We start from the raw sequence: 21,843 nt of genomic DNA on the forward strand, positions 1-21,843 counted from the left end.
GTGATCTCCGTAGGGCAGGTCAGGATTGGGCTTGAGGCACGATCAGCCTCAGGCCTTTGAAATAGTCTCGAAAGAAGCCGTCATCGCGGGTGATGAGGGCCTGGCATTGCAGCAGGGCGTGGGCGCCGATGAGGAAGTCTGCAACGACACGCTGGCGGGCGCCACCGCGGTCGCGGTAGCGGCGCTGCATATGGCCGGCGCGCACGGCGGCGGCTTCCTGGATGGGGTCGAAGCGCAGGCCGAATTCCTTCAACGAGTCCATGACGGTCTCGCGGGTGTCCAGCAGGGTCTGGACCTCGGCGGCCACGGCGTCGCAGAGCACCACCTCGCCCTGGCTCAGGGCCAGGGCCAGGGCCTCTGCGGAGGCGTCGCCATAGCGGGCGTCGCCGGTCAGCACGTCGACCAGGACCGAGGCATCGACAGCGATCATTCCTCGTCGCTCGGGGCGGGGTAGGGGTCGCCAGGGGCGCGGCCCCGCAGGGCGCGCATGGCGTCGTCGGTGCTGGTGAAGCCTTCAGCCAGCTTGAATCGCCCGCGCAGTTTGGCGAGGGCGTCGTCGACGTTCTTGCGCAGGATGATGCGGCCGCCGTCCAGCTCGACCTTGAGCGTGGTGCCCTTGGTCAGGCCGAGGGCATCTCGGACGGCTTTGGGCAGGGTGATCTGCCCGCGTTCGGCAACAGTGGCTTCCATGGCGCCTCCAGCGGCTGAGCGCCGCGGAGGCGGTGGCTCAGGTATGCATCGGAAAGTATGTATTCATTCTACATACCGGAGCCGCGGGTTTCAACTGAGATGACTCACTTGGCCTTGGCCGGCTTGGCCGGTTTTGCGGCCGGCGCCGGGGCGGGCGCTTCGGGCGCCGTGGGCGTGATGCCCAGGCCGCTGCGTGCGGCTGCGGCGGCTTCGGCCTCGGGGTCGTTGATCTTGGCGGCCTTGGCGGCTTCGATCAGCTTGAGCTGCTCGGGGTGGACGCAGTCGTCAATGAGGCGCTGGCCGATCTTGGTGTCCAGCAGCATGGACTTGTTGGCGATCTGGATCATCAGCGTGCGGCCGGTCACGTCTTCCAGGCGCAGGGCACCGGTGGAGGAAAGCACGGGCTTCATCGTGAAGACCTGCTTCTTCCAGACCACGTTGATGTAGCCGGCGACCTTGGGATGCTTTTCGATCAGCACGGTCTCCTTGAACTCGCAGGCGTAGTCGCCGAGATAGGCGCGTTCGGCGGCGGCGAGCTGAGCTTCATCGGCGTCGACCAGCACGGGCTCGGGCGGCGGCAGCGCCTTCTTGGCCGGTGCGGGCTTGGCGGCCTTTGCGGCCGGCTTGGCTGCGGGCTTGGCCGGCGCAGTCTGGGCGAATGCGGGGAGAGCGGCGCAGAGGATCAGGGCAGCAGCGCTGCTGCGAAGCGTGGGCATCGGCATCTGGAGTCGAGGTCGGGGAAAGGGGTTGGGGGATTGAAAAAGGTGGCGCATCATGGCTGCAAAGCCACGGCGGATGGGTGAAAAGATGTAGGCATTGTCGGCGTGACGAAGTGCACGCCGACTCCTGCCTCACTCGGCGATTACCCCGATGGCTACGGGGAAGAACGCCGATCGCGCTTCCTCGGGAATCGCGCGACCTGTGCGCTCGGCGCGCTCCAGCACGGTCCAGAAATAGCGGTAGCTGGCGCGGTCGTGCAGGCGGTCGTGAAAGGAGATGGGTGCCCATTGCGCAGCCTGCGCGGCCAGCAGCAACTCGGCCGCTTCGGCCACCTCGTCGGCGGCCGGCGCGAAGGCCTCGACAATGGGGCGGATCTGGTCGGGGTGGATGCTCCACATGCGTGTGTAGCCGAAGTCGCGGGCAGCACGACGCGCGGCTTGGGACAACGCTGAAGCATCGCGGAACTCGGTGACCACACAGTGCGAGGGCGTCTTGCCGAAGGCGTGGGCCGCGGCGGCGATCTCCAGCTTGGCGCGCACCACCAGCGGATGCTCGAACTGCCCGGGCAGCTCCATCGCTGCCTTCGGGATGGCGCCGCCGTGGGCGGAGACGAAATCCATCAGGCCGAAGGACAGCGACTCGATGCGCGGATGCGCGGCGATGCGAAAAACCTCGCGCAGCGCGCCGTGGGTTTCGATGAGGACCTGCAGCGGCAGCTTGGCAACGCCGTGGCGCTCGCAGGCCGCGTCGATGGCCGCTGCCGCGCGGTCGACGTCGTCGGCACTCTCGGGCTTGGGGATCATCAGATAGGCCAGGCGGTCGCCGGCCTTGGCGATCAGCGTGTCGACGTCGCTTTCGAATGCGGAATGGCCGAAAGGGTGGACGCGCGCGCCGACGCGACCGAAGCGGTTGGCCGCGCTGGTGGCCAGCTCGGCGATCAACAGCGCATGCTCGGCCTCGCCGCCGACGGGGGCGCCGTCCTCGGCGTCCAGCGTGATGTCGAAGACCGGGCCCAGCTCGGCCTGCAGGGCCAGGCTCTTGCGCATGCGGGCCTCGACGCCGCAGTAATGGTCGACGACCGGCAGCACCGGCCGGGTGGCTTCATGGCCGAACAGGGCCTGACGGGGGTGGAGGAGGGCGCTCATCGCACCACTGTACCCAGCGCCGGAATCACGGCAGGTGTGAAGCCGGTCGCGGAATCGCGACGTTTGGGGGATGCAAAGGGTGCTTACGCACTGTCATATCTGACCCAGGCATGCCAGCATCCGCGAATAACGACCTCAGGAGACAAAGCCATGCTCAAGCTCGAGTCGCTCAGAGTTTCCCGCCGCCTGGCCCTGCAGACCTTTGGCGCCGTTCTCGGCGTGCTGCTGGTGGCCGCCATCCTGCTGTTCTCGGAGCGGGAGCTGATCCTGAACGAGCGCCAGCAGGCCGTGCGCCAGGCCGTCGAGACAGCCCATGGCATCGTGGCGCAAATCCATGCCCAGGTGGCAGCCGGCAAGCTGTCCGACGACGAGGCCAAGAAGGCGGCCATGGCTGCCGTGCGCGGGCTGCGCTACAGCGGCAGCGAGTACTTCTGGATCAATGACATGAGCCCCATCATGGTCATGCATCCGATGAAGCCGGAGCTCGAAGGCAAGACGCTGAACAACAACAAGGACCCGACCGGCAAGCCGCTGTTCGTCGCCATGGTCGACATCGTCAAGGCCAACGGCGCGGGCTATCTGCCCTATCTGTGGCCGAAGCCGGGCAGCGAGCAGCCGGTGCCCAAGGTGTCCTATGTCAAGGGCTTCACGCCCTGGGGCTGGATCATCGGTTCGGGCGTCTATGTGGACACCGTCGACGCGGCCATCTGGCAGCGCGTCTGGAAGGTGGGCCTGGGTGTGCTGGTGCTGGCCGGCGTGCTGCTGATGCTGGGCCTGGCCATCACGCGCAGCATCACGCGCCAGCTGGGCGGCGAACCCGCTCGCGTCAACGAGATCACGCGCCAACTGGCCGAGGGCGACCTCAGCGTCGACATCGACTTGAGAGGCAGCGGCCACGAAAGCGTCATGCAGGGCGTGAAGGCCATGCGCGACAGCATGGCCAGCATCGTGCAGCAGGTGCGCGACGGCTCGGAATCGGTGGCCAATGCCAGCTCGGAGATCGCCTCGGGCAACCAGGACCTGAGCGCCCGCACCGAGAGCCAGGCCAGCGCGCTGCAGCAGACGGCGGCGTCCATGGATGAGCTGGGTGCGACGGTGCGCAACAACGTCGACAACGCCCAGCAGGCCAACCAGCTGGCGCAGAACGCGTCCCATGTGGCGGCCGAAGGCGGCCAGGTCGTCAAGCAGGTCGTCGACACGATGAAGGGCATCAACGACAGCTCGCGCCGCATCGGCGACATCATCTCAGTCATCGACGGCATCGCCTTCCAGACCAACATCCTGGCGCTGAATGCGGCCGTTGAAGCAGCACGCGCGGGCGAGCAGGGCCGCGGCTTCGCGGTCGTGGCCGGCGAGGTGCGCTTGCTGGCCGGCCGCAGCGCCGAGGCCGCGCGTGAGATCAAGACGCTGATCTCGCAGAGCCTGGAGCGCGTGGACCGCGGCAATACGCTGGTCGACCAGGCCGGCGCCACCATGGACCGCGTCGTCAGCAGCATCCAGCGCGTCACCGACATCATGGGCGAGATCAGCTCCTCAAGCGCCGAGCAGAGCGCGGGCGTCAACCAGGTCGGCACGGCCGTCACGCAGATGGACCAGGCCACGCAGCAGAACGCCGCCATGGTGGAGGAGATGGCCGCTGCGGCCGATGGGCTCAAGGTGCAGGCGCAGCAATTGGTTGAGACGGTGTCGACCTTCCGCCTGCCAGCTCACCGCTGATCCGGCCCAGCCATGAAAAAGGCCTCCCGCGGGAGGCCTTTGCTTTTGCCGAAGCGAAAGACTTACAGCAGGTGCTTGACGCCGTCCTGCTCGTCCGTCAATTCCTTCAGCGTCTTGTTGATGCACTCCTGCGAGAAGGCGTCGATCTCGATGCCTTGCACGATCTTGTACTCGCCGCCTTCGCAGGTGACGGGGTAGCCGAACATGACTTCCTTGGGGATGCCGTATTCGCCGCCCGACGGGATGCCCATGGTGACCCACTTGCCGTTGGTGCCCAGGGCCCAGTCGCGCATGTGGTCGATGGCGGCGTTGGCAGCCGAGGCGGCCGACGACAGGCCGCGAGCGGCAATGATGGCGGCGCCACGCTTGCCGACGGTGGGCAGGAAGACCTCACGGTTCCACTGCTCGTCGTTGATCAGGTTCTTGACCGACTGGCCGTCGATGGTGGCGTTGCGGTAGTCTGCATACATCGTCGGCGAGTGGTTGCCCCACACGGCCAGCTTCTCGATGCCGGCGACGGCCTTGCCCGTCTTGGCGGCGATCTGCGAGGCGGCGCGGTTGTGGTCCAGGCGCAGCATGGCGGTGAAGTTCTTGGCCGGCAGGTCCGGAGCCGACTTCATGGCGATGTAGGCATTGGTGTTGGCGGGGTTGCCGACGACCAGCACGCGCACATTGCGCGAGGCGACGGCGTTCAGGGCCTTGCCCTGCACCGTGAAGATCTGGGCGTTGGCGGCCAGCAGGTCGGCACGCTCCATGCCGGGGCCGCGGGGGCGGGCGCCGACCAGCAGGGCGTAGTCCGTGTCCTTGAAGGCGGTCATCGGGTCGCTGTGGGCTTCGATGCCGGCCAGCAGCGGGAAGGCGCAGTCTTCGAGTTCCATGATCACGCCCTTCAGCGCGTTCTGAGCCTTCTCGTCGGGGATTTCCAACAGCTGCAGGATGACGGGCTGGTCCTTGCCCAGCATTTCGCCGGAGGCGATGCGGAACAGCAGGGCGTAGCCGATCTGGCCAGCAGCGCCGGTGACGGCGACGCGAACGGGTTTCTTGCTCATGGAGGTCTCCGAGGACAGTTGATAAAGCCGGGGCCGGGACAGATCGCCCGAAACCCGTCGAGTGTACGGGCATACCCTGTGCTGCAATGCGGTCCATGCCCAAGTCCCCTGCGCCGCTGTACGAACAGATCCGCCAATTGATCGTGGCCGCCCTGGCGGCGGGGGAGTGGCGGCCGGGCGACGCCCTGCCCAGCGAAGCGGCCCTGGCCGAGCGTTTCCACGCCAGCGCAGGCACCGTCAGGAAGGCCATGGACGAGCTGGCCGCGGCCCATGTCGTCGAGCGCCGCCAGGGCGCCGGCACCTTTGTCGCGACGCACACGGCGCCACGTGACGCCTATCGCTTCCTGCGCCTGGTGGCCGACGACGGCGCCACCGGCTTCACCCGGGAGCTGCTGCATTGCCGACGCGCCCGTGCCAACGCAGAGACGGCGCGGGCCCTGCATCTGCGCACATCGGAGCCCGTCATCGAGGTGCGGCGCCTGCTGCTGCGCCGTGGACGCGCCGTCGTGCTGGACGACCTCTGGCTGCCGGAGCGGCATTTCCAGGGGCTGACCAGCGAGGTCATCAATGCCTACCCGGGCACGCTGTACGCCTTGTTCGAGGAGCGTTTCCGTGTCCACATGGTGCGCGCCGAGGAGAAGCTGCGCGCCGTTGCAGCGGATGCCGAGGCGGCCGAGCTGTTGGGCTTGGGCGACGGCGCCCCCCTGCTCAGCGTCGAGCGCGTGGCCTTCACCTATGGCGACCGACCGGTCGAACTGCGCCGCGGCCTCTACCACACGGAGGCGGACTTCTACCTCAACGAGTTGAACTGAATCTGACAATGCCGCAGTGCAGCAACCGCGAAGCTCGGCCTTTGTCTTGGGCCTAGAATCTTTCGGTTTCACATTGATTACGGGCACGACCATGACGGACAGCGTCAAGAAAAGACCGGTCTACACCAATATTCACGTCACGCAGATCGTCAGCTACCGCCTCCCGGCCGCAGGTTGGGTTTCCATCCTGCATCGCGCCAGCGGCCTGCTGATGTTCCTGCTGTTGCCCTTCGCGATCTGGATGCTGGACAACAGCCTCAGTTCCGAAATCTCCTTCGAGTCCTTCACCAACGTCTTCGTGGCGGGCGTGATCGGCATCCCGGGCGTGGTGATCAAGCTCGTGGCGCTGGCCCTGATCTGGGGCTATCTCTTCCACTTCATCGCCGGCGTGCGCCATCTGTGGATGGACGCGACCCACAGCGTCAGCAAGGCCCAGGGCCAAAGCTCTGCACAGATCACCTTGGTGCTCAGCAGCCTGCTGACCCTGGCGCTGGCTGCCAAGCTGTTCGGTCTCTACTGAGCCCCAGAGGACAACAACAATGAGTACTTTCGGCTCCAAGCGCGTCGTCGTCGGCGCGCACTACGGTCTGCGCGACTGGCTCGCGCAACGCATCACGGCCGTGCTGATGGCCCTGTTCACGGTCGTGCTGCTGGCCCAGGTGCTGATGCCCGGCGCCCTCGGCTATGACCGCTGGGCAGCGATCTTTTCGCAGCAGTGGATGAAGCTGCTGACCTTCGTGACCATCCTGTCGCTCGCCTATCACGCCTGGGTCGGCATGCGCGACATCTGGATGGACTACATCAAGCCCGTGGGTGTGCGCCTCGCGCTGCAGGTGGCCACCATCGTTTGGTTGTTGGGTTGCGCCGGCTGGGCAATCCAGGTTCTGTGGAGACTCTGATGGCGGCGCTTTCGACCCGTAAGTTTGATGTGGTGATCGTCGGGGCTGGTGGCTCCGGCATGCGCGCCTCCCTGCAGCTGGCTCTGGCCGGCCTCAACGTGGCCGTGCTGTCCAAGGTCTTCCCGACCCGCTCGCACACCGTCGCCGCGCAAGGCGGCATCGGCGCGTCCCTGGGCAACATGTCCGAGGACAACTGGCACTACCACTTCTTCGACACCGTCAAGGGTTCGGACTGGCTGGGCGACCAGGACGCCATCGAGTTCATGTGCCGCGAGGCGCCCAAGGTCGTTTACGAGCTTGAGCACTTCGGCATGCCCTTCGACCGCAATGCCGACGGCACCATCTACCAGCGCCCCTTCGGCGGCCACACCGCCAACTACGGCGAGAAGCCCGTGCAGCGCGCCTGCGCCGCGGCCGACCGCACCGGCCACGCGCTGCTGCACACGCTCTACCAGCAGAACGTCCGTGCCCGCACGCAGTTCTTCACCGAGTGGATGGCGCTGGACATCATCCGTGACGCCGAGGGCGATGCCGTCGGCGTGACCGCCCTGGAGATGGAGACCGGCGAGGTCCACATCCTGCACGCCAAGACCGTGCTGCTGGCCACCGGTGGCGCCGGCCGCATCTTCGGCGCCAGCACCAATGCCTTCATCAACACCGGTGACGGCCTGGGCATGGCGGCGCGCGCCGGCATCCCGCTGGAAGACATGGAGTTCTGGCAGTTCCACCCCACCGGCGTGGCCGGCGCGGGCGTGCTGCTGACCGAAGGCTGCCGTGGCGAAGGCGCCATCCTGCGCAACAGCAACGGCGAGCGCTTCATGGAGCGCTATGCCCCGACGCTGAAGGACCTGGCCCCGCGCGACTTCGTGTCCCGCTCCATGGACCAGGAAATCAAGGAAGGTCGCGGCTGCGGTCCCAACAAGGACTATGTGCTGCTGGACATGACCCACCTGGGTGCCGAGACCATCGCCAAGCGCCTGCCCTCGGTGCTGGAGATCGGCCACAACTTCGCCAACGTCGACATCACCAAGGAACCGATTCCTGTCGTGCCGACCATCCACTACCAGATGGGTGGCATTCCGACGAATGTGCACGGCCAGGTCGTCATCCCCAAGAACGGCAAGCCCAACGACATCATCAACGGCCTCTACGCCGTGGGTGAATGCTCCTGCGTGTCGGTGCACGGCGCCAACCGCCTGGGCACCAACTCGCTGCTCGACCTGCTGGTGTTCGGCCGCGCCGCGGGCAACCACATCGTCGACTTCAACCTCAAGACGAAGTCGCACAAGGAACTGCCCAAGGACGCTGCCGACAAGACCCTGGCCCGCCTGGCGCGCCTGGAATCGGCCACCAACGGCGAGTACGCCCAAAACGTCGCCAACGACATCCGCTCGACCATGCAGAAGCATGCCGGCGTGTTCCGCACGCAGGCGTCCATGGACGAAGGCGTCGCCAAGATCAAGGAAGTCGCCCAGCGCGTCGCCGGCATCGGCCTGAAGGACAAGTCCAAGGTCTTCAATACCGAGCGTGTCGAGGCCCTGGAAGTCGAGAACCTCATCGAAGCCGCGATGGCCACGATGATCTCGGCCGCCGCCCGCCCCGAGAGCCGTGGCGCCCACGCGCACAACGACTACCCGAACCGCGACGACGCGAACTGGATGAAGCACTCGCTGTGGTATTCCGAAGGCAACCGCCTGGACTACAAGCCTGTGAACCTGACGCCGCTGACGGTTGAATCCGTCCCGCCCAAGGTCCGTACCTTCTAAGCCGGGTCGACAAGGACATCAAGAACATGAAGCGCACCTTCCAGATCTACCGCTACGACCCCGACAAGGACGCCAAGCCCTACATGCAGACCCTCGAGGTCGAGCTGGACGGCCATGAGCGCATGCTGCTCGACGCCCTGGTCAAGCTGAAGGCGGTCGATCCCACGCTGTCCTTCCGCCGCTCCTGCCGCGAAGGCGTCTGCGGTTCGGACGCGATGAACATCAACGGCAAGAACGGCCTGGCCTGCCTGACCAACATGCGCACGCTGCCGGGTGTCATCACGCTGAAGCCGCTGCCGGGCCTGCCCGTCGTGCGCGACCTCATCGTCGACATGACGCAGTTCTTCAAGCAGTACCACTCGATCAAGCCCTACCTCGTCAACGACAACCCGCCGCCCGAGAAGGAGCGTCTGCAGTCGCCCGTTGAGCGCGAGGAGCTGGACGGCCTGTACGAATGCATCCTGTGCGCGAGCTGCTCGACGAGCTGCCCGAGCTTCTGGTGGAACCCCGACAAGTTCGTCGGCCCGGCCGGCCTGCTGCAGGCCTACCGCTTCATCGCCGACAGCCGCGACGAAGCCACCGCCGAACGCCTGGACAACCTCGAAGATCCGTACCGCCTGTTCCGCTGCCACACCATCATGAACTGCGTGGATGTCTGCCCCAAGGGCCTGAACCCCACGAAGGCCATCGGCAAGATCAAGGAACTGATGGTCCGCCGGGCCGTCTGACGCATGCCTGAACTGATCGGTGAACGCGAACTCTCCAAGCTGCGCTGGCGCTGCCGGCGTGGCCTGTTGGAGAACGACCTCTTCATCGAACGATTCTTTACCCGACATGCCGACGAAGGCATCAGCGTCGCGCAGGCCGAAGGCCTGACGATACTGATGGACCTGGCCGACAACGACCTGCTCGACCTGTTACTGCGCCGCAAGGAACCCAGTGGTGAAATCGACACCACTGCCGTGCGAGGCGTCCTTGCCGACCTGCGCACCTGATTTCAAAACCCTAAGGACTCAAGCATGACCCCGTCCGACGTCAAAGCCACCCTGTCGTTCTCCGACGGCAGCCCCTCGATGGACCTGCCCCTGTACAAGGGCACGATCGGTCCGGATGTCATCGACATCCGCAAGCTCTACGCGCAGACCGGCAAGTTCACGTATGACCCCGGCTTCCTGTCGACGGCGTCGTGCAACTCGACCATCACCTATATCGACGGGGACAAGGGCGAGCTGCTGTACCGCGGCTACCCCATCGACCAGCTGGCGGTGAACTGCGACTACCTCGAGACCTGCTATCTGCTGCTGTACGGAGAACTGCCGAACGAAAGCCAGAAGGCCGACTTCGAGAACAAGGTCATGCACCACACGATGGTGAATGAACAGATGCAGTTCTTCCTGCGGGGCTTTCGCCGTGACGCCCACCCGATGGCCGTCATGACGGGCCTGGTGGGTGCGATGTCCTCGTTCTATCACGACAGCACGGACATCAATAACCCCGAGCACCGCGAGATCTCGGCCATCCGCCTGATCGCCAAGATGCCGACGCTGGTGGCCATGGCCTACAAGTACACCATCGGCCAGCCCTACATCTACCCGCAGAACAACCTCAGCTACGCCGGCAACTTCATGCGCATGATGTTTGCCACGCCCTGCGAGGACTACAAGCCCAACGACGTGCTGGTGCGCGCGATGGACCGCATCTTCACGCTGCACGCCGACCACGAGCAGAACGCGTCGACCTCGACCGTGCGCCTGTGCGGTTCGTCGGGCACCAATCCCTTCGCGGCCATCGCGGCCGGCGTGGCCTGCCTGTGGGGCCCCGCTCACGGCGGCGCCAACGAAGCGGCGCTGAACATGCTGGGCGACATCCAGAAGCAGGGCGGCGTCGCCCGCATCGGCGAGTTCGTCAACAAGGTCAAGGACAAGAACTCCGGCGTCAAGCTGATGGGCTTCGGTCACCGCGTCTACAAGAACTACGACCCGCGTGCCAAGCTGATGCGCGAGACCTGCCACGAAGTCCTGAACGAGCTGGGCCTGCAGAACGACCCGCTGTTCGAGCTGGCCATGAAGCTGGAAAAGATTGCGCTGGAAGACGAGTACTTCGTTGCCCGCAAGCTTTACCCGAACGTCGACTTCTACTCGGGCATCGTGCAGCGCGCCATCGGCATCCCGGTGCCGCTGTTCACCGCCATCTTCGCGCTGGCCCGCACGGTCGGCTGGATCGCCCAGCTCAATGAGATGATCGGCGACCCCGAGTACAAGATCGGCCGCCCGCGCCAGCTCTTCGTCGGCGCCACCCCGCGCGACGTCAAGCCCATCGCCCAGCGCTGATCGACTCTCGCCTCACGCGAACCCCTCGGTTTCCCCCGAGGGGTTTCTTGCTTTTGGAGACTTGATGACCGCAGCCGCTGAGATCCTGGTGCTTGGCAGCGTCAATCGCGACCTGATCGTGCACGCGCCGCGCCTGCCCCTGCCGGGCGAGACGCTGCGCGGCCAGCGCTTCGGCTCCTGCCTGGGGGGCAAGGGCGCGAACCAGGCGGTGGCGGCGGCGCGTCTCGGTGCCAAAGTTGCGCTGGCGGCCCGCGTGGGCTTGCTGGAGAACGGCGCAGCCATGGTCGAGCAGCTGAAAGGCGAGGGCGTCGACACCCGCGCCATCGCCCAGCCGGCCGATGAGGTGCCGGGCGTGGCGTTGATCGTCGTCGGCGCCGAGGATGCCGAGAACCAGATCGTCACCGTGGCGGGCTCCAATGGCATGCTGCCGCTGGAGCAGGTGGAGGCGCTGGAGCTCGACGGCCTGCGCTGGCTGGTGGCCCAGCAGGAACTGCCGCTGCAAAGCGTCGCCCGCGCCTTTGAGCGTGCCCATGCGGCCGGCGTGAAGACGGTCCTGAATGCGGCCCCCTTCCGCCCCGGTTGTGAGGCCTTGCTGCCCCTTGTCGACCTGCTGGTCGTCAATGAACTTGAGGCTCAAGCCCTGTTGACGACGCTGGGCGGCGGCGTGGCCGAGCCCGAGGCCCTGGCCCAGGCGCTGCGGGCCAAAGGGCCGGCGGCCGTCCTGGTGTCTCTAGGCGCCGAAGGCCTGTGCTGGGTCGATGAGCAAGGGACCCGACGCGTGCCGGCGCGCAAGGTCAAGGCCGTCGATACCGTCGGCGCCGGGGACACCCTTGTCGGCGCTCTCGTCACCGCCCTGGCCGAAGGCCAGCCCATCGCGAGCGCGCTGGCCTTCGCCCAGGCCGCCGCGGCTATCGCGGTGTCACGCCCCGGCGTGCAGGACGCGATGCCGCGCCGCGCCGAAGTCCAAGAATCGCTGAACAAGCACTGAATTCCACAAGGAGAACAAGATGTCCCAGACCCTGCTGCTGCCCCGCTGGATCCTGACCATGAAGGCCGGTGAAGCGACGCTGGAAGGCCACGGCCTGCTGATCGAAGGCGAGCGCATCAAGGCCATCGCCCCGCGCGCCGACCTGCTGGCCCAGTACCCACAAGCCGAGCGCGTCGAGCTGCCCGAGCAGATCCTCATCCCCGGCCTCATCAACGGCCATGCCCACTCGGCCATGACGCTGCTGCGCGGCGTTGCCGACGACGTGCCGCTGATGGACTGGCTGCAGAACCACATCTGGCCGCTGGAGAAGAAGTGGGTCAGCGAGGACTGGACCTATCTGGGCAGCAAGCTCGCCGCCGCCGAAGGCCTGCGCAGCGGCACGACCTACATCAACGACATGTACTTCTTCCCGACCGCCATGGCCCGCGCCGCGGTGGACTCGGGTGTGCGCGCCGCCGTGTCGATGAACGTCATCGACTTCCCCACCGGCTATGCCTCGGGCCCGGACGACTACATCGCCAAGGGCGTGGCCGCCTACGAGCAGTACAAGGGCGAGAAGCTGCTGGACTGGACCAGCGCACCGCATGCGCCCTACACGGTGTCCGACGAGACCTTCATCAAGCTGCGTGATCTGGCCGAGAAGCTGGACATCCAGATGCACTGCCACATCCACGAGACGGCAGGTGAGGTGACGGACGGCATCAAGGCCCACGGCGTGCGCCCCATCGCGCGCCTGGACAAGCTGGGCCTGTTCAACGAGCGCATGATCGCCGTGCACATGGTCCACCTCAACGAGGAAGAGATAGCCCTGATGGCGAAGAAGGGCGTGCACCTGGTGCACAACCCCAACTCCAACCTCAAGCTGGCCTCGGGCGTGATGCCGCTGAAGGCGCTGGAAGCCGCGGGCGTCAACACCATCCTCGGCACCGACGGTGCCGCCTCCAACAACCGCCTGGACATGTTCGGCGAGATCCGCTCGGCAGCCCTGCTGGCCAAGGGCATCACCGGCGACCCGACCGTGGCCACGGCGCGCACCGCGCTGGAGATGGCCACCATCCGCGCCGCCAAGGCCATGGGCCGCGCCGACGACCTGGGCTCGCTGGAAGTCGGCAAGCTGGCCGACGTCGTCGCCGTGTCGCTGGACAGCATCGAGTGCCAGCCGGTCTACAACGCCGCCGCTCAGCTGGTCTACGTGGCTGGCCGCGAGCAGGTCAGCAATGTCTGGATCGGCGGCCGCCAGGTGCTGAAGGAGCGCCAGCCGACGACCATCGATGTGCCGGCCCTGCTGGGCGAAGTGCGCGAGGTGGTGGAGCGCATGAAGTCCAGCACCTGAAATTTTGCTGAATGGTCAAAGTCGGAATAGGGGGTTGGCCCTCCTAGAATGCGCGTTTCCCCTTACGCCGGCCGCCTCCCGACGCCATGACCCGCACCCTGCATCTGCAATGTTTCGAGGGCGGCAACGCCTTGTCCACGTTCCGCGCCCAGGCCTTGCTGGGCCGGCTGCAACAGGTCAACGAACGCATCAGTGGCGTCAGCGCCCGTGCGGTGCACTGGGTGTGGACAGACGTCCCGATGGCGGCAGATGCGCGTGAACGCTTCGAAGCCCTGCTGACCTATGGTGAGCCCGCCGATGCGGCGGCAAGCGGCGACCTGGTCGTCGTCGCACCGCGCTTCGGCACCGTCAGCCCCTGGGCCTCCAAGGCCACCGACATCGCCCGCAACTGCGGCTTGAGCCTGAAGCGCGTCGAGCGTGTCGTCGAATACCGCGTGGCATTGAAGTCCGGCCTGTTGGGCGGCACCAAGCACCTCACCGAGGCCGAACTCCAGGCCTGCGCCGAGCTGCTGCATGACCGCATGACCGAATCGGTCTGCTTCACCCGCGAGGACACGGCGCATCTCTTCGACGAGCGCACCGCCGAGCCGCTGGCCCATGTGGACGTGCTGGGCGCCGGCCGTGCGGCGCTGGAGAAGGCCAACGTCGAATTCGGCCTGGCCCTGTCGACCGACGAGATCGACTACCTCGATACCAACTTCAAGAAGCTCGGCCGCAACCCCAGCGACGTCGAGCTGATGATGTTCGCCCAGGCCAACAGCGAGCACTGCCGCCACAAGATCTTCAATGCGTCATTCATCGTCGACGGCGAGGCCCAGCCACTGAGCCTGTTCGGCATGATCCGCAACACCGAGAAGCTGAACCCCCAGCACACGGTCGTCGCCTACTCGGACAACGCGGCCATCATGGAAGGCCACGCCATCGAGCGCTGGATGCCGGCACCCCAGCCGGGCGCGGCCTATGTGGCGCGCGCCGAGCAGGCCCAGGTGTTGATGAAGGTGGAGACGCACAACCACCCGACGGCCATCTCGCCCCACCCGGGCGCGTCCACGGGCGCCGGCGGTGAGATCCGCGATGAAGGCGCCACCGGCCGCGGCTCCAAGCCCAAGGCCGGTCTGACGGGCTTCTCGGTGTCCAACCTGCATCTGCCGGGCCTCTCCGAGCCCTGGGAGCAGAACCCCGTCGGCAAGCCCGCCCACATCGCGTCGGCGCTGCAGATCATGATCGACGGGCCGCTCGGCGGCGCGGCCTTCAACAACGAGTTCGGCCGACCCAATCTGGCGGGCTATTTCCGCGTCTTCGAGCAGTCCGTGGACGGCGTGCGCCGTGGCTATCACAAGCCCATCATGATCGCGGGCGGCCTGGGCACCATCCGCTCGGACCTGACCCACAAGATCGAATTCCCGGCCGGCAGCCTGCTGGTGCAACTGGGCGGCCCGGGCATGCGCATCGGCATGGGCGGCAGTGCGGCCTCATCGATGGCGGCAGGCACCAACACGGCCGACCTGGACTTCGACTCCGTGCAGCGTGGCAACCCCGAGATCGAACGCCGTGCGCAGGAGGTCATCAACCACTGCTGGGGCCTGGGCGCGACGAACCCCATCCTGGCCATCCATGATGTGGGCGCCGGCGGCATCTCCAATGCCTTCCCTGAGCTGGTCAACGATGCCGGCCGCGGCGCGCGCTTTGACCTGCGCAAGGTGCCGCTGGAAGAGTCGGGCCTGGCGCCAAAGGAAATCTGGTGCAACGAGAGCCAGGAGCGCTATGTGCTGGCGATTGCGCCGGACAGCCTGGAGCGTTTTGCGGCGATGTGCGCGCGTGAGCGCTGCCCGTTCGCGGTCGTCGGCGTGGTCACCGAAGAGCGTGACCTGAAGCTCGTCGACGAGCAGTCCGGCGACGACCATCCCATCGACATGCCCATGGATGTGTTGCTGGGCAAGCCGCCCAAGATGCAGCGCGACGTCAAGCGCGTGGCCCGTGATGGCGGCACGCTGGATCTCAACGGCGTCAAGCTCGAGCAGGCCGCCTTCGATGTGCTGCGCCACCCCACCGTGGCCAACAAGCGCTTCCTCGTCACCATCGGCGACCGCACCGTCGGCGGCCTCAACCACCGCGACCAGATGGTCGGACCCTGGCAGGTGCCGGTGGCCGATTGCGCCGTCACGCTGGCCGACTTCAAGGGCTTTGCCGGCGAAGCCATGAGCATGGGTGAGCGCACGCCGCTGGCCGCCGTCAATGCGCCGGCTTCGGGCCGCATGGCTGTGGCCGAGGCCATCACCAATCTGCTGGCCGCGCCCTTCGAGCTGCCGCGCGTCAAGCTCAGCGCCAACTGGATGGCCGCCTGCGGCGAGGCTGGCGAGGATGCGGCCCTGTTCGACACGGTCAAGGCCGTCGGCATGGAGCTGTGCCCGGCTCTGGGCATCTCCATCCCGGTCGGCAAGGACTCCTTGTCCATGCGTACCAAGTGGGACGACAAGCAGGTCACCGCGCCGGTATCCCTCATCGTCACCGCCTTTGCCAGCATTGCCGACGTGCGCGGCACGCTGACGCCCGAGTGGCAGCGCGAAGACTCCTGCGCCATCCTGGTCGACCTGGGCCAGGGCCAGCACCGCATGGGCGGCTCCATCCTGGCGCAGACGCTGAACCAGTTCGGCTCGGACGTGCCGGACCTGGACGACCCGAAGCTGCTGGTCTCGCTGGTCAACGCCATTAACGAGCTGCGCGCCGCCGGCAAGCTGCTGGCCTATCACGACCGCTCCGACGGCGGCCTGTGGGCGGCGGCCTGCGAGATGGCCTTTGCGGGCCAGACCGGCCTGAGTCTGAACGTTGACATGCTGGTCACCGAAGGCGACGGCATCAGCGACAGCCGTGCCGACACCGGCGACTCCAAGAACTGGGCCACGCAGGTCGGCGCCCGCCGCGAGGAGCTGACGCTGCGTGCGCTGTTCGCCGAGGAACTGGGCGCCGTCATCCAGGTGCGCGCCAGCGACCGCGACGCCGTCATGCAGGTGCTGCGCGCCCATGGCCTGTCCAGGCATTCGCATGTCGTCGCCAAGCCGAATGCGTCACGTCAGATGGAAGTCTGGCGCGATGCGAAGAAGGTCTTCGGCGCCGATCTCACGGCGCTTCAGCAGACCTGGGACGAAGTGTCCTGGCGCATTGCCAAGCTGCGCGACAACCCGGCCGGCGCGGACGCGGAGCACGCTGCCGCCGGCAAGGCCGACGACCCGGGCCTGCATGTGCACCTGACGTTCAAGCCTGAGGCACCTTTCGTGTCCACCGGCGCCAGGCCCAAGGTCGCCATCCTGCGCGAGCAGGGCGTCAACTCCCATGTCGAGATGGCCTATGCGATGTCGCTGGGCGGCTTCGACAGCTTCGACGTGCACATGAGCGACCTGCAGTCGGGCGCGGTCAAGCTGGATGGCTTTGCGGCCTTCGTGGCCTGCGGCGGCTTCAGCTATGGCGACACCCTGGGCGCCGGCGAAGGCTGGGCGCGCAGCATCATGTTCAACCCGGTGCTGACCGAGCAGTTCCGCGCTTTCTTCGAGCGCAAGGACACGCTGGCCCTGGGTGTGTGCAACGGCTGCCAGATGCTGGCGGCCCTCGCGCCCATCATCCCGGGCGCCGACGCCTGGCCGCGCTTCACGCGCAACCAGAGCGAGCAGTACGAGGCCCGTCTGGCCCTGGTCGAAGTGCTGGATTCGCCCAGCGTCTTCTTCAAGGACATGGCCGGCAGCCGCGTGCCCATCGCCGTCGCCCACGGCGAGGGCTTTGCCAACTTTGCTCGCCAGGGTGACGCCGGCAAGGTCATCAAGGCCATGCGCTTTGTCGACAACCACGGCGCGGCGACCGAGGCCTATCCGTTCAATCCGAACGGCAGCCCGGGTGGTCTGACTTCGGTGACGACGCTTGATGGCCGCTTCACCGCGCTGATGCCCCACCCGGAACGCGTCTTCCGCAATGTGCTGATGAGCTGGACCTCGGGCGACAAGAGCGAGCACAGCCCGTGGTTGAAGATGTTCCACAACGCGCGGAAGGCGTTGGGCTGAGCTCGGTGAATCAGGCCGAGCGGAAGACTTGGATCGTCCAGCGAATTCGCGAAGGCGATTTCGAGAACATCCATGAGGCCTGGGCAGTCGTCGGCGGCGAGTACAACTCGTTGGAAGCGTTGCCCTTCGGCTTGAAGACAAGGCCGAATCACATCTTTTCTGATTTCATGGACAACAAGCTGACGGGTCCTGCTTCGGTTCAGGCCTTGTTGGATGCTGTCTTGGAAGTCCCCGATACGCCTTAGCCGCTGTGCTTGGTTGGCGCTAGATTGCCTCGACTTCTAGCAGCAAGCGCTCGAGGCCCTCTTCAGTACCTCGGCGGCGCTGCTTGATGTCCATATGACCGTCCAGGTAGGCGAGCTGCTCGGTCAGCTTGAGCGTCGAGCCTGAAGCACTGTCTGAGAATTCCACGGTGACGAGGGAGGCCGACAGCGCGCGGCCGCCCATCGCCATCGAATACGCGAAGACGATGCGCGCGTTCGCCACGATGTCGAGGAAGACCTTGTCAACGGCCAGCGGTGTGCCGTCATCGAGCTGGCTGCGGTAGATCTCGAAGCCGCCGGGGCGGAAGTCCATGCTGAACTCGGTGGCGCCGGTCTCGGCATGGCAGTCGTTCCAGCGCTGCTTGGCGGCCGGGTCGGCCCAGGCGGCGAAGACTCGGGCGGCCGAGGCCTTGAAGCGGCGCTCCAGTACAAAGCTGGTGTGGGCGGTGGGCGTCGTCATGGCTTGTCCTGTGATTCGAGAAGTGCTTCGAGGGCGTCGAACTGGCGGTGCCACTGCGCCTTGCGCTCGGCCACCCAGTTCTCGAGCCCCCCAAAGGCATCCGGTGCGATGCGGTAGGTGCGCACGCGGCCGGCCTTGTCCGACTGCACGACCCCGCCGGCCTCCAGCACGGCCAGGTGCTTGACCGCCGAGGGCAGGCGCAGCGCCAGCGGCCGTGCGAGGTCGGACACCGAGGCCGGCCCGCGGCTGAGCTGGTCCACCATGGCGCGGCGGTTGCCGTCGGCCAGGGCGACAAAGAGGCGGTCCAGGCGCTCAGTCGGCGAGGAAGCGAGCGGGGACGGCATGGTGCAGCGGGTAGTAGGGGAAGACCGGGCGCGCCTCGACGATGACGCGCCAGACCGAGGGGCGGGCCAACAGGCGTTCGAAGTAGGCGGACAGCCGCACGTGCTCGGCGGAGAACGGACGGATGGTGCTGGCGTAGAACAAGGCCGGCGCGGCCGCGCAGTCGGCCATGGTGAAGCCATCGCCGGCCGCCCAGTCGTGAGGGCCCATGCGGCCCTCGATCAGGTCGTAGGCCCGGCCCAGGGCGGCAACGGCGTCGGACTGGGCCTTGGCATCGCGCTCGGCTTCGGGGCGCAGCTGCTGGGCGATGTAGCGCTGCATGGGGTCCATCACATAGCAGTCGAAAAGACGATCCCACAGCCGCACCTGCAGCCGTGCGTCGAAACCTTCGGGCAGCAACTGATGGCGCTCGCGATCCAGGTATTCGATCTGGATGGAGGTTTCCGGCACGACGCGCTCGCCATCCACGAGCAGCGGGATCTTGGCTGTCGGCCAGAGTTCGGCGTAGGCCGCTCGCGCGGCCGGATCGCCCAGATTGACCAGGCGGGCCTCGAAGGGCGTACCGTGCTCGTACAGCGCGATCAGCACCTTCCAGCAGTGCGAGGAGAGGGGATGGGAGTGCAGCGTCAGGGCCATGGCTCGCTTTCAGTTTCCGATACGGCTAAGTGTATGGAAACTTTCTTTGATTGGAAACTGTCGCGGCAAACAAAAGCGGGCTGGGGCCCGCTTTCGCTTGAGGAGACTTGCTTCAGTCTTCCACCACCGCAGCCACCTGCAGCTGCTTGTTGATGCGCAGCGCCACCAGCGTGGCCAGGCAACCCGACATCAGATAGGCCGTCAGCGACAGCAGGCCGAACTGCGAGGACAGGTACAGGGCCACCACAGGCGCGAAGGCGGCGCCCAGCAGCCAGGCCATGTCGGCCGTCAGGGCCGCGCCGGTGTAGCGGAAGTGGGGCAGGAAGTTGGACGTCACTGACCCGGCCGACTGGCCGTAGGACAGGCCCAGCAGCACGAAGCCGATCAGGATGAAGGCCGCCTGGCCGGGCTTGCCGCCGCCCAGCATAAAGGGCGCGAACAGCGCAAAGATGCCGATGCACACGGCCATGGTGCCGAGATAGCTGCGGCGGCCGATCTTGTCGGCGATGAGGCCGGACATGGGCATGGACACGGCACCGAAGGCGGCGCCCAGCAGCTCCATCTTCATGAAATCCTGGATGCCCTGCGGGTCGGACAGCGCCACCCAGGACAACGGGAACACGGTCACCAGGTGGAAGAGGGCATAGCTGGCCAGGGCGGCAAAGGCGCCGATGACGACGTGATGGCCCTGGGCCGGCAGCAGCTCGCGCAGATAGGCGGGGTCGAGCTCATGCTCCTCCATGCGCTTCTCGTACTCGTGCGTGACCACCAGGCGCAGGCGCGCGAACAGGGCGACGACGTTGATGGCGAAGGCGGTGAAGAAGGGGAAGCGCCAGCCCCAGGACAGGAAGTCCTTGGCCTCCAGGCTGCCGTAGACGTAGATGAAGACGCTGGAGGCCACCAGGAAGCCCAGCGGCGCGCCCAGCTGACCCAGCATGGCGTACCAGCCGCGGCGGTGCTGCGGGGCGTTCAGGGCCAGCAGGGAGGGCAGGCCGTCCCAGGAGCCACCGAGGGCGATGCCCTGGCCGACACGGCACAGGGCCAGCAGCCAGACGGCGGTGGCGCCGACTTCGGCATAGCCCGGCAGCAGGCCCATGCCGACGGTGGAGCAGCCCAGCAGGAAGAGGGCGGCGGTCAGCTTGGTCGAGCGGCCGAAATGGCGCTGGATGGACATGCCGATCAGCGTGCCGACCGGTCGGACGACGAAAGCCAGCGCAAAGACCAGGAAGGCGTAGAGGATGCCGGTCAGCTTGTCGGCGAAGGGGAAGAAGACTTGCGGGAAGACCAGCACCGAGGCGATGCCGAACACAAAAAAGTCGAAATATTCGGACGCACGGCCGATGATGACGCCCACCGCGATGTCGCCGGGGGCCAGATCCTCGTCGCTGCGGGTGGTCAGCGGACCGGATTGGGGGCTAGGGAAGGTACTACCTGCAACTGCCATTTCGAGCTTGTCTCCGTCTGTGCCTTGGACAAAATGTCCAATCGTTGATTTGCCTCAATCAACTTACATTCCGTCGCTGCCCGCAAGATCGTTAACCCTCGCGCGCCTCTCAGGATGTACCCCAACAAGTCTCTCCTTACAAGCGCCCTGGTTGTGTCAGCCAGCTTCGCTTTGTCCGGCTGCGACTGGATCGTGATGAAGCCGCATGGCGACATCGCGAACCAGCAGGCGCAGCTCATCGTCACCTCGACGCTGCTGATGCTGCTGATCATCGTTCCGGTGATCGCGCTGACGCTGTTCTTTGCCTTCCGTTACCGGCAATCGAACACCGAGGCGACGTATGCGCCGGACTGGGACCACTCCACCCGCCTGGAACTCGTCATCTGGGGCGCGCCGCTGCTGATCATCATCGCGCTGGGCGCCATCACCTGGATCAGCACCCACAAGCTCGACCCCTTCCGCCCGCTGGACCGCATTTCGGAAGGCAAGCCGCTGGCCGCCGACGTGAAGCCGCTGGAGGTCTATGCCGTCTCCATGGACTGGAAGTGGCTGTTCATCTACCCCGAGCAGGGCATTGCCACCGTCAACGAGCTGGCCGCGCCGGTGGACCGCCCCATCCACTTCCGCTTCACGTCCACCAGCGTGATGAACACCTTCTACGTGCCCGCCCTGGCCGGCATGATCTACACCATGCCGGGCATGGAGACCCAGCTGCACGCCATCATCAACAAGGCTGGCGTGTATGACGGCATCTCGGCCCATTACAGCGGCGCCGGCTTCTCGGACATGCGCTTCAAGTTCCACGGCCTGAGCGACGAAGAATTCGCCCGCTGGGTCGAATCCGGCAAGGCCGGGGGGGCCAAGCTGACGCGCGAGGACTACCTCAAGCTGGAGCAGCCCAGCACCAAGGAAGCCGTGCGCCGCTACGCCAGCGTCGAGCCGGGCCTGTGGGGCGCCATCGTCGACCGCTGCGTCGACGGCAAGAAGATGTGCGCGAGCCAGATGATGGCCATCGACGCCGCCGGCGGCGCCGGCAAGGGCGGCCTGGCCAGCACCATGCGCAGCCCCTGGCGCGATGCCGAGGGTGGCCTGCGCGAGCGCACCGTCGTCGCCGGCCTGTGCACGCCTGCCAACCCGCTGGGTCTGCCCGTCGAGACCGCCGATGCGTCGGCCGTCTCCCCGGCCTCGCAGAAGAACTGAG

Annotated in this window: 22 protein-coding genes; 13 read left to right on the forward strand and 9 right to left on the reverse strand. The window is 66.4% G+C overall.

The annotated features are described in order from the left end of the window. Positions 1-19 precede the first annotated feature (19 nt). From ACS5PN_RS01740 to ACS5PN_RS01755, 4 genes are all read right to left on the reverse strand, one after another. Positions 20-430, reverse strand: a complete 411-nt coding sequence (locus tag ACS5PN_RS01740; protein ID WP_439462219.1) for a type II toxin-antitoxin system VapC family toxin — start codon at positions 428-430, stop codon at positions 20-22. Next, positions 427-690 carry an AbrB/MazE/SpoVT family DNA-binding domain-containing protein gene (locus ACS5PN_RS01745; RefSeq protein ID WP_439462220.1) on the reverse strand — a complete coding sequence of 88 codons (264 nt, stop codon included), beginning with the start codon at positions 688-690 and terminating at the stop codon, positions 427-429. Before ACS5PN_RS01745 ends, ACS5PN_RS01740 begins: the two co-directional genes overlap by 4 nt. Positions 691-794: 104 nt before the next feature. Beyond that, complete coding sequence (locus ACS5PN_RS01750) at positions 795-1,406, reverse strand: hypothetical protein (protein ID WP_439462221.1); 612 nt, start codon at positions 1,404-1,406, stop codon at positions 795-797. A gap of 135 nt (positions 1,407-1,541) precedes the next feature. Continuing rightward, a complete protein-coding gene (locus ACS5PN_RS01755) occupies positions 1,542-2,555 on the reverse strand; it encodes an HpcH/HpaI aldolase/citrate lyase family protein (RefSeq protein ID WP_439462222.1) in 1,014 nt (337 codons plus the stop codon). Between the two features lie 150 nt (positions 2,556-2,705). Here ACS5PN_RS01755 and ACS5PN_RS01760 point away from each other — a divergent pair, with 150 nt between their 5' ends. Next, the gene (locus tag ACS5PN_RS01760) at positions 2,706-4,271 is read left to right on the forward strand and encodes a methyl-accepting chemotaxis protein (RefSeq protein WP_439462223.1); all 1,566 of its coding nucleotides are present in this window, start codon (positions 2,706-2,708) and stop codon (positions 4,269-4,271) included. A gap of 62 nt (positions 4,272-4,333) precedes the next feature. Here ACS5PN_RS01760 and ACS5PN_RS01765 read toward each other — a convergent pair whose 3' ends face one another. Further along, entirely contained in the window at positions 4,334-5,320 is a 987-nt protein-coding gene (locus ACS5PN_RS01765) for a malate dehydrogenase (RefSeq protein ID WP_439462224.1), read from the reverse strand. A gap of 86 nt (positions 5,321-5,406) precedes the next feature. Here ACS5PN_RS01765 and ACS5PN_RS01770 point away from each other — a divergent pair, with 86 nt between their 5' ends. The 11 genes from ACS5PN_RS01770 to ACS5PN_RS01820 all read left to right on the forward strand — a co-directional run bounded on the left by ACS5PN_RS01770 (position 5,407) and on the right by ACS5PN_RS01820 (position 17,742). After that, positions 5,407-6,132 (forward strand): GntR family transcriptional regulator, encoded by a 726-nt coding sequence (locus tag ACS5PN_RS01770; protein ID WP_439462225.1) that lies wholly within the window; start codon positions 5,407-5,409, stop codon positions 6,130-6,132. A gap of 91 nt (positions 6,133-6,223) precedes the next feature. Continuing rightward, the gene (sdhC, locus tag ACS5PN_RS01775; protein WP_439462226.1) at positions 6,224-6,652 is read left to right on the forward strand and encodes a succinate dehydrogenase, cytochrome b556 subunit; all 429 of its coding nucleotides are present in this window, start codon (positions 6,224-6,226) and stop codon (positions 6,650-6,652) included. Positions 6,653-6,671: 19 nt separating this feature from the next. Beyond that, entirely contained in the window at positions 6,672-7,031 is a 360-nt protein-coding gene (gene sdhD / locus ACS5PN_RS01780; RefSeq protein ID WP_439462227.1) for a succinate dehydrogenase, hydrophobic membrane anchor protein, read from the forward strand. Continuing rightward, entirely contained in the window at positions 7,031-8,797 is a 1,767-nt protein-coding gene (sdhA, locus tag ACS5PN_RS01785; protein ID WP_439462228.1) for a succinate dehydrogenase flavoprotein subunit, read from the forward strand. The genes sdhD and sdhA overlap by 1 nt, the downstream gene beginning before the upstream one ends. Positions 8,798-8,823: 26 nt before the next feature. Beyond that, entirely contained in the window at positions 8,824-9,525 is a 702-nt protein-coding gene (locus tag ACS5PN_RS01790) for a succinate dehydrogenase iron-sulfur subunit (protein ID WP_439462229.1), read from the forward strand. Positions 9,526-9,528: 3 nt separating this feature from the next. Continuing rightward, on the forward strand, positions 9,529-9,792 hold the full coding sequence (locus ACS5PN_RS01795) for a succinate dehydrogenase assembly factor 2 (RefSeq protein ID WP_439462230.1): 264 nt from the start codon (positions 9,529-9,531) through the stop codon (positions 9,790-9,792). Between the two features lie 24 nt (positions 9,793-9,816). Beyond that, the gene (gene gltA, locus ACS5PN_RS01800; protein ID WP_439462231.1) at positions 9,817-11,127 is read left to right on the forward strand and encodes a citrate synthase; all 1,311 of its coding nucleotides are present in this window, start codon (positions 9,817-9,819) and stop codon (positions 11,125-11,127) included. Between the two features lie 64 nt (positions 11,128-11,191). Then, positions 11,192-12,115, forward strand: coding sequence for a ribokinase (locus ACS5PN_RS01805; protein ID WP_439462232.1), 924 nt, complete (start codon positions 11,192-11,194; stop codon positions 12,113-12,115). Positions 12,116-12,134: 19 nt separating this feature from the next. Further along, positions 12,135-13,448 carry a TRZ/ATZ family hydrolase gene (locus ACS5PN_RS01810; protein ID WP_439462233.1) on the forward strand — a complete coding sequence of 438 codons (1,314 nt, stop codon included), beginning with the start codon at positions 12,135-12,137 and terminating at the stop codon, positions 13,446-13,448. An 86-nt stretch (positions 13,449-13,534) separates the two neighbouring features. Then, positions 13,535-17,497: a phosphoribosylformylglycinamidine synthase gene (purL, locus tag ACS5PN_RS01815; protein WP_439462234.1), complete on the forward strand. Its 3,963-nt coding sequence runs from the start codon at positions 13,535-13,537 to the stop codon at positions 17,495-17,497. Next, a complete protein-coding gene (locus ACS5PN_RS01820) occupies positions 17,455-17,742 on the forward strand; it encodes a hypothetical protein (protein ID WP_439462235.1) in 288 nt (95 codons plus the stop codon). The genes purL and ACS5PN_RS01820 overlap by 43 nt, the downstream gene beginning before the upstream one ends. 19 nt (positions 17,743-17,761) lie before the next feature. Here ACS5PN_RS01820 and ACS5PN_RS01825 read toward each other — a convergent pair whose 3' ends face one another. The 4 genes from ACS5PN_RS01825 to ACS5PN_RS01840 form a co-directional block, all read right to left on the reverse strand. Continuing rightward, the gene (locus tag ACS5PN_RS01825; RefSeq protein WP_439462236.1) at positions 17,762-18,220 is read right to left on the reverse strand and encodes an SRPBCC family protein; all 459 of its coding nucleotides are present in this window, start codon (positions 18,218-18,220) and stop codon (positions 17,762-17,764) included. Continuing rightward, positions 18,217-18,564: an ArsR/SmtB family transcription factor gene (locus ACS5PN_RS01830; RefSeq protein ID WP_439462237.1), complete on the reverse strand. Its 348-nt coding sequence runs from the start codon at positions 18,562-18,564 to the stop codon at positions 18,217-18,219. Before ACS5PN_RS01830 ends, ACS5PN_RS01825 begins: the two co-directional genes overlap by 4 nt. Beyond that, positions 18,533-19,198 carry a glutathione S-transferase family protein gene (locus ACS5PN_RS01835; RefSeq protein WP_439462238.1) on the reverse strand — a complete coding sequence of 222 codons (666 nt, stop codon included), beginning with the start codon at positions 19,196-19,198 and terminating at the stop codon, positions 18,533-18,535. Before ACS5PN_RS01835 ends, ACS5PN_RS01830 begins: the two co-directional genes overlap by 32 nt. A 112-nt stretch (positions 19,199-19,310) precedes the next feature. Next, complete coding sequence (locus ACS5PN_RS01840) at positions 19,311-20,642, reverse strand: MFS transporter (RefSeq protein WP_439462239.1); 1,332 nt, start codon at positions 20,640-20,642, stop codon at positions 19,311-19,313. 114 nt (positions 20,643-20,756) lie between these two features. Here ACS5PN_RS01840 and cyoA point away from each other — a divergent pair, with 114 nt between their 5' ends. Beyond that, positions 20,757-21,842: a ubiquinol oxidase subunit II gene (gene cyoA / locus ACS5PN_RS01845; protein ID WP_439462240.1), complete on the forward strand. Its 1,086-nt coding sequence runs from the start codon at positions 20,757-20,759 to the stop codon at positions 21,840-21,842. Position 21,843: the final 1 nt, after the last annotated feature.

The organism is Roseateles sp. NT4 (assembly GCF_051857475.1).
GTDB lineage: Bacteria > Pseudomonadota > Gammaproteobacteria > Burkholderiales > Burkholderiaceae_C > Pelomonas.